At 28.7% G+C, this 14691-nt stretch carries 12 protein-coding genes; all 12 read right to left on the bottom strand.

All coding sequences use genetic code 11. The annotated features are described in order from the left end of the window. Positions 1-33: 33 nt before the first annotated feature. On the bottom strand, positions 34-1383 hold the full coding sequence (gene ffh, locus ACWPW7_RS10680) for a signal recognition particle protein (protein WP_291569106.1): 1350 nt from the start codon (positions 1381-1383) through the stop codon (positions 34-36). A gap of 10 nt (positions 1384-1393) precedes the next feature. Beyond that, positions 1394-1732 carry a putative DNA-binding protein gene (locus ACWPW7_RS10675; RefSeq protein WP_454053499.1) on the bottom strand — a complete coding sequence of 113 codons (339 nt, stop codon included), beginning with the start codon at positions 1730-1732 and terminating at the stop codon, positions 1394-1396. Positions 1733-1913: 181 nt separating this feature from the next. Next, the gene (gene ftsY, locus ACWPW7_RS10670; protein WP_291569107.1) at positions 1914-2825 is read right to left on the bottom strand and encodes a signal recognition particle-docking protein FtsY; all 912 of its coding nucleotides are present in this window, start codon (positions 2823-2825) and stop codon (positions 1914-1916) included. 359 nt (positions 2826-3184) lie between these two features. Next, complete coding sequence (gene smc / locus ACWPW7_RS10665) at positions 3185-6745, bottom strand: chromosome segregation protein SMC (protein ID WP_454053498.1); 3561 nt, start codon at positions 6743-6745, stop codon at positions 3185-3187. A gap of 605 nt (positions 6746-7350) precedes the next feature. Further along, a complete protein-coding gene (locus tag ACWPW7_RS10660; protein ID WP_454053497.1) occupies positions 7351-8418 on the bottom strand; it encodes an elongator complex protein 3 in 1068 nt (355 codons plus the stop codon). Then, a complete protein-coding gene (gene rnc / locus ACWPW7_RS10655; protein ID WP_454053496.1) occupies positions 8411-9112 on the bottom strand; it encodes a ribonuclease III in 702 nt (233 codons plus the stop codon). The genes ACWPW7_RS10660 and rnc overlap by 8 nt, the downstream gene beginning before the upstream one ends. 125 nt (positions 9113-9237) lie before the next feature. After that, on the bottom strand, positions 9238-9471 hold the full coding sequence (acpP, locus tag ACWPW7_RS10650) for an acyl carrier protein (protein WP_291569115.1): 234 nt from the start codon (positions 9469-9471) through the stop codon (positions 9238-9240). 142 nt (positions 9472-9613) lie between these two features. After that, a complete protein-coding gene (plsX, locus tag ACWPW7_RS10645; protein ID WP_454053495.1) occupies positions 9614-10621 on the bottom strand; it encodes a phosphate acyltransferase PlsX in 1008 nt (335 codons plus the stop codon). 176 nt (positions 10622-10797) lie between these two features. Beyond that, positions 10798-10980, bottom strand: a complete 183-nt coding sequence (gene rpmF, locus ACWPW7_RS10640) for a 50S ribosomal protein L32 (protein ID WP_039631819.1) — start codon at positions 10978-10980, stop codon at positions 10798-10800. Positions 10981-10992: 12 nt separating this feature from the next. Beyond that, positions 10993-11493, bottom strand: coding sequence for a YceD family protein (locus ACWPW7_RS10635; protein WP_291569112.1), 501 nt, complete (start codon positions 11491-11493; stop codon positions 10993-10995). A gap of 242 nt (positions 11494-11735) precedes the next feature. After that, positions 11736-12932, bottom strand: a complete 1197-nt coding sequence (locus tag ACWPW7_RS10630) for an acetate kinase (RefSeq protein WP_454053494.1) — start codon at positions 12930-12932, stop codon at positions 11736-11738. A gap of 114 nt (positions 12933-13046) precedes the next feature. After that, positions 13047-14054: a phosphate acetyltransferase gene (gene pta / locus ACWPW7_RS10625; protein WP_454053493.1), complete on the bottom strand. Its 1008-nt coding sequence runs from the start codon at positions 14052-14054 to the stop codon at positions 13047-13049. Positions 14055-14691: the final 637 nt, after the last annotated feature.

Raw genomic sequence — 14691 nt, 5'->3', positions numbered from 1 at the left:
TTTCACCTCCTTTAAAGGATTAATATCATATAATTAAAAAGGTAACTTTCCAAACATACCCTTTTTCATTGACTTTTGCATACCCTTCATATTCTTCATAGTTTTCTTCATCATATCAAAATGCTTTAAAATTTTATTTACTTCTTGAATTGAAGTACCTGAACCATTAGCGATTCTTTTCTTTCTTGATGGTGAAGATGATATTAGATTAGGCTTTCTTCTTTCCTCAAAGGTCATGGAACTTATTATTGCCTCTATCTTATCCATTTCCTTCTCTCCTTGTGAAAGATCTAATCCTTTTAATTCTTTAGAATTCATTCCAGGCATCATTTCCATAATTTTACCTAAAGGTCCTAATTTTTTCATTTGATTAAGCATATCTAGAAAATCTTCAAAGTTAAATTCTTGATTTAACATCCTATTTCCTAATTCCTGAGCTTTTTGCTCATCAATGGCAGATTGTGCTTTTTCGATAAGAGAAAGTACGTCTCCCATACCCAATATTCTAGAAGCCATTCTTTCTGGATGGAATACTTCAAGATCAGACATTTTTTCTCCCATACCAACATATTTTATCGGCTTACTAGTCATAGCCTTTATTGAAAGCGCAGCTCCTCCTCTTGTATCTCCATCAAGTTTTGTTAATATTACACCTGATATGTCTAGTTGAGAATTAAAGCTTTCAGCTACATTTACTGCATCTTGACCTGTCATTGAGTCAACTACTAATAGTATTTCATTAGGATCTATATTTTCTTTTACATCTTTAAGTTCATTCATCAATTCTTCATCTATATGAAGTCTTCCAGCAGTATCAACAATTACTACATTGCATCCATTATTTTTAGCATTTTCTATAGATGCTTTAGCAATATCCACTGGACTTGTTTTATCTCCCATAGTAAACACTGGTACATCTATTGATTTTCCTACCACTTGAAGCTGTTTAATTGCGGCAGGTCTATATATATCACATGCTACTAAAAGAGGTTTCTTATTGTTTTTTCTAAGGTTAAGTGCAAGCTTACCAGCCATCGTTGTTTTACCAGCACCTTGAAGCCCCACTAGCATAATCACAGAAATTCCATTTGGATTTAATTGAAGCTTACTTTCCACATTTCCCATAAGTCCAGTTAATTCATCATTAACTATTTTAATTACCTGTTGTCCTGGAGTTAAACTTTCTAAAACTTCATTTCCAAGGCATTTTTCACTAACGTCTTTAACAAAGCTTTTAACAACTTTATAGTTAACGTCTGCTTCTAACAGTGCTAGCTTAACTTCCCTCATAGCATCTTTTATATCTTTTTCTGAAAGTTTGCCTTTACCTTTTAATTTTTTTATGGTTTCTTGCAACTTAGAAGTTAATCCTTCGAAAGCCATAGTAAACCTCCTAAATTTCAATAATATTTTTGATTATATCATTGATTACTTCGGACTTTTCATGGTCCTCTATATTTAAATTACTTATTTTTTTTATTATTCTTTGCTTAGAATTTTGAATTTCTAAACTTTTTTCTAAAAGATGAAGTTTTTTTTCGTACTCTAATAAGAGACTGTTACATCTTTTTATTAAATCATGTATTGCTTGCCTACTAGTATTTGTAATCTCTGATATTTCCTTTAGAGATAAATCATCATTAAAATACAAGTCCATTATGTCTCTTTGTTTTTCTGTAAGCAACGGACCATAAAAATCTAAAAGTAATGATAACTCTAATCTTTTTTCCATATAATCACCTTACTCACAAAGCATATATTAGCAAAAATAAATATAGCTGTCAAGTATTTTTACTTAACACTCCAAATATTTTTATTTGAGCTTATAATTACTTTTTATTTTATCATTTAAACATAGAATCATCTATAAGTTTTTAACTTTTTACCATAGTAGATTTTACATTTAAATTTTTTTAAAATAGTGCCTCTACAAATTCTCTTGAACTAAATTCTTGCAGATCATCAATTCCCTCTCCAACCCCTATAAATCTAACAGGAATGTTTAATTGATTTTTAATGGAAATAACTACTCCACCTTTAGCAGTACCATCAAGTTTTGTAAGTATTATACCATCAATGGGACAAACCTCCATGAATTGTTTAGCCTGAATAACTGCATTTTGTCCTGTAGTTGCATCTAAAACTAACAGTGTTTCTCTATGAGCTTCACCATACTCTCTGTCAATTATTCTATTAATCTTTCCAAGCTCATCCATTAAATTTTTTTTATTATGTAGTCTTCCTGCTGTATCACAGATTAATACATCAACTTTTCTAGCTTTGGCAGCTTGCACTGCATCATAGACTACTGCTGCTGGATCAGATCCCTCTTGATGTTTTACTATATCCACGTTTGCTCTTTTACTCCATACTTCTAATTGGTCAATAGCTGCTGCTCTAAATGTATCTGCTGCTGCTAATAGCACCTTATAGTTTTCTGCCTTAATCCTTGCAGCAATTTTACCTATAGATGTAGTTTTACCTACTCCATTAACACCAATTATCAGCTTAATTTCTGGAAGATTTTTAGGAATTAAAGTGTTTTCTTCTTCCCCCATCATCTCGATTATAACTTCCTTCATACAAGGCTTAACCATTTCTACATCCTTAATTTTGTCGCTTTTAATTTTTGCTTTTAGTCTTTCAATAATTTCTACAGATGTTTCAACTCCTATATCACTAACAATTAGAGCCTCTTCCAATTCTTCATAAAGGTCTTCATCTATAGTAACAGCAAGATTTAAAACCTCTGATACTGCATTACTAATACTATCTCTTGTTTTTGTTAGACCAGTTTTAAGTTTTTCAAAAAAATTTCCAAACATAAATTTTCCTCCTTGCTTTATTTATAATGTCAGATATAGAACATACTATAATTATAGATGTACTACTTCTAAATTTAATTTATAGATTTATATAATTGTGTTACTAAATTATTAAAATTTCCACCTTATATAATTGAGAATTGACTATTGATAATGGACAATTATGGTGAATTCTCAGCAAAGCGTGAGAATTTTTAAACTGATTAATTCGCAAAACTAATTGAATTTATTTTTATACGCTAATAAAAATTATAAGCTTTTATTAGCAAGCAGTTAAAAAGCTATGCTTTTTAACTAAATTTTTAAAGAAATTAATTTATAAGAATTAATTTCAACCGCAATTTTCAATTCTCCATTGATTAAAGATGCATAAAATCAACAGAAACTACCTTTGATACTCCTTTTTCTTCCATGGTTACTCCATAAAGTACGTCACTAGCTTCCATTGTACCTTTTCTATGGGTAATAACTATAAATTGAATATTATTTGAGAATTTCTTTAAAAACTCCGCATATCTAACTACATTAGCATCATCAAGAGCAGCTTCAATCTCATCTAGTATACAAAATGGAGTTGGTTTCATCTTTAATATACCAAATAAAAGTGCTATAGCAGATAACACCTTTTCTCCTCCAGATAAAAGATTTATATTCTGAAGTTTCTTTCCTGGCGGCTCTACATTAATGTCTATTTTCGAAGTCAATTCATCTCCATCTGTTAATATTAAATCTGCACTTCCGCCTTTAAATAATTCTTTAAAGGTTTCATTGAAATTTTTTCTCAGTATTGAAAAATTTTCTTTAAATACTATTCTCATTTTACTAGTCATCTCTTCAATAACTTTTAAAAGTTCATCCTTTGCTTGAACTAAATCTTCTCTTTGAGAAGTCATAAAGCTATACTTTTCCTTAACCTCTTTATACTCCTCAATAGCACCTACATTTACCGAGCCTAAACTATTAATTTCTTGTTTAATTTGCACAACATTTTCCTTAAGTTTAGTTACATTGTCTATAGGCTCTTTAAAATTTAGCGCCTCCGCATAGGTCAATTCATATTCCTCATTTAATTTATTAAGAAGGCTTTCCTTTTCTGTTTCTATTCTAGCTAAAGTTACTTGATACTTGTGCAATTCTTTCTCTGAAGCTTCTAGTTCTAAAATTAAATCTTCTTCTTTAGATTTAATTTGGGTTATGTTTTCTTTTAATTTTATCTTTTCAATTTCATTATCTGATATAAGTTTTTCCATATTAGATAACATCTCTAAAGTGTCTTTAACAGTAATTTTATTATTTCTTAAAATCTCTTGATAGTTATCTCTATTTTCCTTTAAACCTTCAGCTTCTTTATTAAGTATTTCTATCTTACAAGTATAGTCTTTAATTTCCTCATTTATTCTTGAAAGCTCATTGCCTTTGTTAATGGTAATTTCATCAATCTTCGCTTTTTCAACTCTAAGGTCAGTTAAAACCTCTCTATACTTTCCAACATTTTCATCACTTTCTTTTAACTTGCTTTTTAAAATTTCTTCTTCATTATCTATAACTTTTATTTTATCCTCTATAGAATTTATATTTTCTCTAGATTCCTTTAACTTTTCACTGTTTAAAGAAATTTCATTTTCTGTATTTTTTAAATTTACTCTAGCCCTTTCCAAATCTATTTGAAGCTTAGCTTCTTCCTCAGAAATGGAATTTATCTTACTTTGTACTTTAGTTTTCTCTATATTTTCAAAGTGAATTTCATCTCTTAAGTTTAAATTTTCTTCGTCTAAAGTTTTAATATTTTCATTTAATTTTTTTACTAAAATATTTTCATTTTCAATTTCATCATTTATATGGTTAAATTTAACTCTAAGTTCTTCAATCTCTCTTTTTCTTCCTATTACATTAGTAGACTTAGAGTAAATGCTTCCTCCCGTTAGGGCACCACCAGGATTTACGACTTCTCCAGATAAAGTTACAATTTTTTGTTTATAATTTAGCAACTTAGCTATTTTAAGTGCATTATCCATATTATCACATATTATGGTTTTTCCTAAGGTATAATCAATTATACCTTTAAACTTATTATCAAAATTTATAAGTTCACTAGCAATTCCAATATATCCAAAGGTATCTTTAATATTACTGCTAAGTTCTAAGCTTTTACCTTTAACTGTGCTTAATGGTAAAAATGTAGCTCTACCTAAGCTATTTTTTTTCAAATATTCAATTAGAATCTTTGCACCATTTTCATCTTCTGTGATTATATTAGATAAGCTTCCTCCTAGTGCGATTTCCATGGCTGTTTCATATTTTTTATCAACTTTTATAATTTCTCCTAAAATATAACAACTACCTTTAAAATTAAGTACTTTTTTTGAATCTATATGTTGCATTAAAAGTTTAACAGACCTATTATATCCTTCATATTGCTTATCTAAATTGATAAGCATATTTAAATTAGCATCTATCTTATTGGAATTAGCAACTAACTCCTTAAGCTTTTTTTCTTCTAAGGTCTGACTATGTCTTAATCTTCCAATTTCATTTTTGTTAGCTTTAACTTTATCCTCGTAGCTATTTATTTTTTCTAAAAGTTTACTAGATTCTATTTCAAGGACAGCCTTAGTAGAATTATTAATTTTTAATGAATTAACAAACCCCTCCATGTCTACTTTAAGTCCTTGAAGTTTTTCATTTAAAATTTTTAACTGGCTATCTAATAGCATTATGCTATTATTTTGAAGATTTCTATTATCTAAAAGACTCTGTTTTTTTGATTGAAGAGTTAGTAATCTTTCATTTTCATTAAAGGTATCATCATTTAATTTTTTTATTTCCTCTTCCTTAGTCTTGATTTTATCTTCTATGTTTTTTTGATTTTCTTTAGAATCACTTAAACTTACTTCTAATTTATCTATCTCATCTTTTAAAGATTTAGACTTTAAATTTAATTTTTCTATTTCTTCAATATTTTTTCCTATAGATTTATTAACTAACTCTATTCTTTCTTCTAAGATTTTAATCTCTGATAATATTTGTTGATGCTTTGATTTATTATCATAAAACTTTTGTTTATCTTCAGATATTTTATTTTCAAATTGTTCTAAACTAATGCTTTGAATATCTATTTGCTCTTTTATTTTTCTTCTTTCATTTAACTTTTCTTGCAATTCTTTATTTATAGCTTCGCATTGTCCTTTATAACTAGAAATTTTAATTTCAGTTTTTTCTATAAAATCAATAATAATATTAATTTCATCATTTTTTAATTGATTTGATAGTTCTAAGAATCTTTTAGCTTTATCACTTTCAATTCTAAGAGGTTCTAATCTTTCCTCATAAGTGTCTAATATATCATGTATTCTTACTAGATTTTGTTCTGTATTATCTAACTTTCTTTCTGCTTCTTCTTTTCTAGTTTTATATTTAACAATTCCAGCGGCTTCTTCTAAAAGTTTTCTTCTTTCTTCTGGCTTTCCACTAAGTATAGCATCTATTTTACCTTGACCTATTATGGAATATCCTTCTTTACCTATACCTGTATCCATAAACAAAGCTTGTACATCTTTTAATCTACATATAGTATTATTTATTAAATATTCGCTTTCTCCTGAGCGATAAAGTCTTCTTGAAATAACTACATCAGAATATTCAATGTCTAGCTCTGAATCAGAGTTATCCAAAATAAGAGAAACTTGTGCAAGTCCCACAGGTTTTCTAAATTGAGTACCTGCAAAAATTACATCCTCCATTTTATCTCCTCTTAAGTTCCTAACACTCTGCTCTCCTAAAACCCATCTTACTGCATCTGATATATTACTTTTTCCGCTTCCATTAGGCCCTACTACAGCAGTTACTCCCTTTTTAAATGTAAGTTCCGTTTTATCTGCAAAGGACTTAAAACCTCTAATCTCAATAGATTTTAAGAACATCTATTCACTCTCCTAATTTGTTATAATTAATGGCAATATAATTCCTAATAACATGAACATAGAAATTACAGCTGCTAATATTTTGGCTAATTTTTCTCTCTTTTTCTTTTTCACAATTTTCACCTTCTTTTACTATAATTTAGTTTATATTATTTACTTTAAAATATCAAACAAAAACATTAATAGCTCTTAGAGATACAAGTGTAAATTTAATAGAATTAATTTTATAAAATTAAATTCATTATTAATTGTCATTTATTCACTGTTAATTGTCAATTAGTTAAAATTATTTTGATTTTATATTAGATAAATTTTTACAAATATCTGTTGATAAAATGTTTAAAATAAAATAACTAGCCAGTATGATATAAAATGAGTTAAAATACTGATTAGTTATTTTTGTGATAGTTCTAAATAAAGATATTATAGTTAATGCCAGCTATTTTTTATTTTAAAAATCTTAATATTTATAACATAAAATATTTAAAAAACTCTTGATTTACAAAACTTCATTTTTGAAATCTAGCAATATCAAGAGTTTTAAATTCCATTTTTAAATGATATTTAAATTTAAGAATGATAATAATAAAATTTAATATTTGATTCTATATAGTAAATTTTCTTCTCAAATAATTTTCTAAGGTTATTTCCTCAGTATTTTCCTTTAAATTAAACCTTAGTTCTCCCCTTTTTACTGATATATCTTGATTGATTTTTAGTTTTTTCAATCCTAATATTTTTAAAGCCTCATTAAAATATTTTTTCTTATTAGCATAAAGCTTTGATACATCCTTAGGGTTTATAGAAATACTTTCAATATCACTATGGCTTTTAAAATACTCCACTATTAATTCTTGGTATATAGAACTTTCTACTAATTCTCTAAAAGCAGGATGGAAGGGACCTTCAACTATTTCCTTACCGTAATTTATCTCTTCTGTAGGTTGAAGTCCTATTCTTATAACCTTAATACCACTTTCTACATACATACCATATATTATTTTGCTAATTTCAACTGCCTCTTCTAAATCATAAGGCTTATATTCTCCTCTTTCTAATAAAGTTTCCATAGGTGTATTTTTTATCACAAGAGAGGGATATATTCTACATATATCAGGTTTCATTGCTATGCTTTTTTCAACAGTTAATATATCCTTTTCCCTATTATCTCCAGGCAATCCTAGCATGATTTGATGCCCTAAAGTAAATCCATACTCTTTAATTAACTTTGATGCTTTTTCTACATCATCAGCGCTATGTCCTCTTCCAGATTTTATTAAAACTTCATCATCAAGTGATTGCACCCCTAACTCTATTATGTCAGCAGAATGTTCTTTAAGGTTAGCTAATATTTTATCATCTATGTAATCTGGCCTTGTTGATAACCTTATATAATCTATCTTGTTACAATCCTTATAATTCTTTGCTACGGAAAGAAGCTCATTTTGTTTATTTATATCTATGGCTGTAAAAGTGCCTCCAAAAAAGGATACTTCTACAACTGAACTTTCTCTATCTATAGTTTCTAAATATTCTTTTATAGTATTTTCTACAAATTCTCCATTAATTTTAAAACAGCTTCCTGTAATACTATCTTGATTACAAAATACACAGGTATGAGGACATCCTTCATGGGGTACAAATATTGGGATTATGTAATGAAGTTTATTCATATATTTCCTCCTTAGTTAAAAGCACTTCCCTGGCAGCATTTTGTTCCGCCTCTTTCTTGCTATAGCCTACACCGCTACCTTTAGATATGCCATTTATCAAAACCTCAACATAAAATAACCTTCTATGAGGAGGACCTTCATATTTAATTAGGTTATAAATTATAGATACCTCTCCATTTTTTTGAAGAATTTCTTGAAGCTTTGTTTTATAATCAATTATTATTTGATTTTTTAAAGCCTTATAGATTATATTCTTAAAATTGGTTAATATGAACTCTCTTACATACTCTAGCCCCTTATCTAAATAAATAGCAGCAATTATAGCTTCTACAGCATCTGCTAAAATAGATACTCTAGTTCTTCCACCAGTCATTTCTTCACCCTTACTCATAGTTATATAAGAACCTAGATTCCATCCTTTAGCTACTTCATAAAGAGAATTCTCACAAACAATTAGTGATCTAACCCTTGTTAAGTATCCTTCACTTTCATTTATATTGTTTGAAAATAAATGTTGAGAAATTACAAGTTGAAGTACTGAGTCTCCTAAAAACTCCAATCTCTCATTGTAATCTACATCTTTTTTTTGATTAGCATAGGAACTATGAGTAATTGCTGTTTGTAGTAATTCTAAATTATCAAAGTTTAACTGTAATTTATTCTCCAATTCTAGTGTGCTAGGTCTAATCTTCATTTTTTTACTCCTTCTTAGGAGTTTATTCCTCAATTTATTACCTCATTAATAAATTCAAGAAAGAACTCCTTGCTTTTATTCCTTTTATATGAAAATAAAGTCCCGCAATTAGCGGAACTTAAATTTTATTCTTCTACACGTGCTTTTATGTATTCGACTACATCGCCCACTGTAGATATTTTCTCTGCTTCTTCATCAGGTATTTCTATATCGAATTCTTCTTCTAATGCCATTATTAACTCAACTATATCTAGCGAATCAGCACCTAAATCATCTATGAAAGATGATTCCATTTTAATCTCATCTTCCTCTATGCTTAATTGCTCAGCTATTCTCTCTCTTATTTTTTCAAACATAATTATTCAGCCTCCTAATAAATTAAAAACATTTCAATTAAATATTAATAGTTATATTGAAAGTAATCAATAGATTTTTAATTTTTTTAATATATTTTAATAATATACTTCAATTTAATAATATTATTCATGATATTTTATTCTTTTACTCTTTTTCTGTTCCTAAATTTTCAAGTTCTACTTGTATTTTTTCAACAATTTTATTATCATATGCTACTTTTGCTTGTCTTATCGCATTTTTAAAAGCCTTTGCATTTGAACTTCCATGAGCCTTAACACAAATCCCATTAACACCTAAAAAGGCAGCTCCACCATATTCTGTATAGTCAAAATCACTTTTAATCTTCTTAAAAACAGGTTTTAAGAGCATACCACCTAATTTTGTTGTAAAGGAACTCATTATATTCTCTTTTAATATTGAAAATATGCTAGCAGCTACCCCTTCGTACATTTTAAGTACCGTGTTTCCTACAAAGCCATCACATACCAATACCTTAACATCGCCTTGAGTAATATCTCTTGGCTCAACATTTCCAACAAAATTATACTCCGTATTCTTTAAAAGCTTATGAGCATTTTTAGTAAGCTCATTACCTTTCTCTTCTTCTGTACCAATATTTATAAGTCCTATATTAGGATTTTTAGTATTTAATACATTTTCAAAATAAATTTTTCCCATTAGAGCAAATTGAACTAAATAATGAGGCTTACAATCTGCATTTGCACCTACATCTATAATCATAAATGGACCATTAATTCCTGGTAAAACTGGTGCTAATGCTGGTCTATCAATACCTTTTAATCTACCAACTATAAGAGTACAACCTGCTAAAAAAGCCCCTGTACTTCCAGCAGATATAATTCCATCTACCTTTTTTTCTTTAACTAATTGTAATGCCTTAGAAATACTAGAATCCTTTTTTCTTCTAATAGCTTTTACAGGCTCTTCATTAGGGCTTATAATCTCTGTAGCATTCACTATAGTAATCTTTTCTTTATCATAGTCGTATTTGCTTAATTCTTTAGCTATCTCTTCTTCTGGACCGGTTATAATGAGTTCTATATCACTATACTCTTTTACTGCCAATACCGCCCCTTCTACTATCGCTGAAGGTGAAAAATCTCCACCCATTCCATCTACTGCAAATTTCATTTTTAACCCTCACTTACTTTTATCAACTTTTTCTATAAGTTACTAAATAAAAAAAATTATATATAAGTTCTCATTATAAATATTATATATTAAACTTTGTAAAAAATTCTACTTTATTCTTATATTTATAAAAAATATTATATAAAAAATAAAAGAAAGTCAAGTGACTTTCTTTTTTATTTCTCAGTTGAAACAACTTCTCTATTTTTGTAGTGTCCACAGTTCTTACAAACTCTGTGAGCAAGTTTCATTTCATGGCACTGAGGGCATTCAACTATTCCTGGTAAACCAAGTTTGAATGTTTGCGCTCTTCTTGAATCTCTTCTAGCTTTAGAAAATTTTCTCGCAGGATTTCCCATAGTAACACCTCCTTACGGGTTTGAAAACAATTCTTTTAACTTTGCCAACCTTGGATCAAGATCATCTTTTTCACAGTCACATGAATTATGATTTAGATTCGTTCCACAGTGTTGGCACAGGCCTTTACAGCCTTCCTTGCAAAGTTTTTTTACAGGAAGCTCTATATAAAGATTGTTTTCTATTATTTGGTAAATATCTATTTTATCATTCTTAATTGAGATAATTTCTCCGTCTTCATCTTCAATAGTATCAGATAACTTTTCGTTTATGTCCATATTTACATCATAAGAAAAGCTCTCACTACATCTTGAACAAGGTAATAAAACCTCAGTTTCAACATTTCCAGTTAATTCATAAATATTATCAATTAATCTGACTATTCCTCTGAATTTTATAGGCTTAGTGAACTTTATAATTTCACCACTGTCATTAAAACTTTCTTTAGATATCTCTAAGTCAAGCTCTCTTTTTCCATGCTTCTTATTCTTTAATTCTGAAAGGTCAATATTCATAATTTTTAACGCTCCGAAAAAATATTACAAAATATTCTTCTCATATGAATAGCTCATCATACATAATGCGAATTTAATCACATAGCTTGAGCAAAGCTACTACGCCCCTCCTTATGTTTATTCAAGATTTCTACTATTTTCAAACATAAACTATTATATAAATTATAACTTTAAAAGTCAAGAATTATTTGTATGTTTAAAAACATATTAAGGAAAGGCAGTAGCTAATTATTATTTAAAAACTATTTAGAAGTTAAATCTTGAGTATCCCTTGCTATTACTAATTCTTCGTTAGTTGGTACAACGAAAACCTTAACTTTAGCATCAGCAGCACTTACGTCTACAGCTTTTCCTCTTACATTGTTTTTCTCAGAATCAATTTTAATTCCCATGAATTCTAAGCCTTTGCATATATCTTCTCTTGTAACTGGAGAATTTTCTCCTAATCCTGCTGTAAATACAACAGCATCAACTCCGCCCATAGCTGCAGCATAAGAACCTATCATTTGTCTTACTCTATAGTTATAAACATCTAATGCAAGTTTAGCTCTTTCATTTCCTTCATCAGCAGCTCCTTCTATATCTCTAAAGTCACTACTTACTCCTGAAATTCCTAGAACTCCTGATTTTTTGTTTAATAAGTTATTCACTTCATCAACACTCATATTTTCTTCCTTCATTAAGAAAGTAACTATAGCAGGGTCAATGTTTCCACATCTAGTTCCCATAGCTATTCCTTCAAGTGGAGTAAAGCCCATGCTTGTATCTACTGATTTACCATTTTTAACTGCTGATAAACTAGCACCATTTCCTAAGTGACAAGTGATAATTTTAATATCTTTTATATCTTTACCCATCATTTCAGCAACTTGAGCAGATACAAATTTATGAGATGTTCCATGGAATCCATATTTTCTTATTCCATACTTTTCATATAATTCATATGGTAATGGATATATAAATGCTTCTTTTGGCATTGTTTGATGGAATGCTGTATCAAATACTGCAACCATTGATGTGCTTGGCATTAATTCTTTACATGCATTAATTCCTATTATGTTTGCTGGGTTATGAAGTGGTGCAAGTTTTACACACTCTTCTAATTTAGCCATAACCTCATCATTGATGATAACTGATTCAGCATACTTTTCTCCACCATGAACAACTCTATGTCCTACAGCATTGATTTCTGACATGTTAGATATAACTCCATGTACTTTATCAGTTAAGCTATCTATAACGTGTTTTATAGCCTCTTTATGGCTTTCCATTGGAACTTCGATTATGTATTTATCTCTTCCTGGAACCTTTTGAGTTAATATTGAACCCTCTATTCCTATTCTTTCTACTAATCCTTGTGCTATAGCATCTTCATTTTCCATGTTAATTAATTGATACTTTAATGAAGAACTTCCGCAATTGATTACAAGTACTTTCATTGATAACTCCTCCTTAATGACACCTTTGTTATTTGTTATTTAGTAATTCTTCCAAAATTACTTTTAATAAAATTGTTATTAAAAGCTTACAGTCTTTAGTATATAATATAACTTTTACTTATTGCAAGACTGTTGAGCTTGTATAGCAGTTATAGCTACAACATTAACTATATCTTCAGCGCTACAACCTCTTGATAAATCGTTAATAGGTTTTGCAAATCCTTGACAAACTGGTCCTATAGCTTTAGCATTTGCAAATCTTTGAACTAATTTATATCCTATGTTTCCTGCTTGTAAATCTGGGAATACTAGAATATTAGCATTTCCTGCTACAGAACTATTTGGTGCCTTTTGTTTAGCAACCTTATCCACAATAGCAGCATCTAATTGTAGTTCTCCATCAATTTGTAAATCTGGTCTTTGCTCCCTAGCTGACTCTGTAGCTATTCTTACTTTGTCAACATTTTCATGTTTAGCACTTCCCATACTTGAGAATGAAAGCATTGCAATTTTAGGTTCTATTCCACATAGTGCTTTAGCATTATCTGCTGTACTTATTGCTATTGAAGCTAATTCTTCCGCATTAGGGTTCGGATTAACTGCACAATCAGCAAATAATAAAGTACCATCTTTACCATACTCACAGTTTGGAACTTCCATTACAAAGAAACTTGATACAACCTTTATTCCTGGAGCTGTTTTTATTATTTGAAGACCAGGACGTAATAAATCACCTGTACTATGTACTGCTCCTGAAACTAATCCATCTACATCGTCCATTTTAACCATCATTGTTCCAAAATATACTGGGTCTTTTACCACTTCAATAGCTTTCTCTAGTGTTACTCCCTTATTTTTTCTAAGTTCATAAAAAGCTTCAGCATATTTTGATGTTTTATCTGAAGTCTCTGGATCTATGATTTCTATTCCTTCTATATTTACTCCAAATTTTTTAGCATTGGCTTTAACCTTCTCTTCACCACCAACTAAAACTACTTCTGCTATAGCATTTTTTTTAATTAACTCAGCAGCTTTTAAGTTTCTTTCCTCATCGCCTTCTGGCAAAACTATTTTTTTCATATCTGCTTGAGCTAAATTCCAAATCTTGTCTACAAAACTCATCACAAAATCTCCTTTCAGTTTTAAACCACTAACATCCCTTATTAATATAACCCTTTTTTACTATAATTTTCAACCTAAAACAAAAATTTTATTAACATAATATAATTCTGAAAATTGCCACTTATAAATTTTTCTGCATTAATATAACAAGTTTGAAATAAAATAATTAGTCAATGATGAAGCAAATATTCTCTATCAGATAAGGAGTCCGCCTTTGATGATAGTCATTATATTAGAGAATTATGTAAATGAAGTATAATATAAAATAGAATAACATAATGACTAGTTATTTTTTTCAAGATGTTTTATAATACAAATTAAAAATGAGATTATATAAATATACAAGTTCTAAAATTAGAACTAATGAATTCACAACTTTTTCAATTCACAATTGTGGACATTTCTCAGCATAGGCTGAGAAATTTAGAATTAATTTGTTTTTTTAGTTACGACTTAACTTCTTATAAGAACTAGCAATTGTATTACTAATAAAGAAATTATTTAAAGAAATTAATTTATAAAATTAATTTCCTCGTTAATTGTGCATTATTTTAAATTGTGAATTTCAATTTTTCTAAAAATTGCATAAAAAGTTGCATAATAATTTAATTGCTAATAAAAATAATTTATAAAATTT

It is taken from the genome of Clostridium sp. Marseille-Q7071 (genome assembly GCF_965112025.1).
Note: the sequence above shows the minus strand (reverse complement) of the source record. Positions and strands in the feature narration are given on the sequence as shown.

What these genes read in the sequence shown, in the direction of transcription:
- smc (WP_454053498.1), bottom strand. Translation starts at nt 6,745, where the DNA reads ATGTTCTTAAAATCTATTGAGATTAGAGGTTTTAAGTCCTTTGCAGAT.
- ACWPW7_RS10630 (WP_454053494.1), bottom strand. Translation starts at nt 12,932, where the DNA reads ATGAAAGTACTTGTAATCAATTGCGGAAGTTCTTCATTAAAGTATCAA.
- rnc (WP_454053496.1), bottom strand. Translation starts at nt 9,112, where the DNA reads ATGAAGATTAGACCTAGCACACTAGAATTGGAGAATAAATTACAGTTA.
- ACWPW7_RS10660 (WP_454053497.1), bottom strand. Translation starts at nt 8,418, where the DNA reads ATGAATAAACTTCATTACATAATCCCAATATTTGTACCCCATGAAGGA.
- pta (WP_454053493.1), bottom strand. Translation starts at nt 14,054, where the DNA reads ATGAGTTTTGTAGACAAGATTTGGAATTTAGCTCAAGCAGATATGAAA.
- ffh (WP_291569106.1), bottom strand. Translation starts at nt 1,383, where the DNA reads ATGGCTTTCGAAGGATTAACTTCTAAGTTGCAAGAAACCATAAAAAAA.
- ACWPW7_RS10635 (WP_291569112.1), bottom strand. Translation starts at nt 11,493, where the DNA reads ATGAATATTGACCTTTCAGAATTAAAGAATAAGAAGCATGGAAAAAGA.
- plsX (WP_454053495.1), bottom strand. Translation starts at nt 10,621, where the DNA reads ATGAAATTTGCAGTAGATGGAATGGGTGGAGATTTTTCACCTTCAGCG.
- ACWPW7_RS10675 (WP_454053499.1), bottom strand. Translation starts at nt 1,732, where the DNA reads ATGGAAAAAAGATTAGAGTTATCATTACTTTTAGATTTTTATGGTCCG.
- ftsY (WP_291569107.1), bottom strand. Translation starts at nt 2,825, where the DNA reads ATGTTTGGAAATTTTTTTGAAAAACTTAAAACTGGTCTAACAAAAACA.
- rpmF (WP_039631819.1), bottom strand. Translation starts at nt 10,980, where the DNA reads ATGGGAAATCCTGCGAGAAAATTTTCTAAAGCTAGAAGAGATTCAAGA.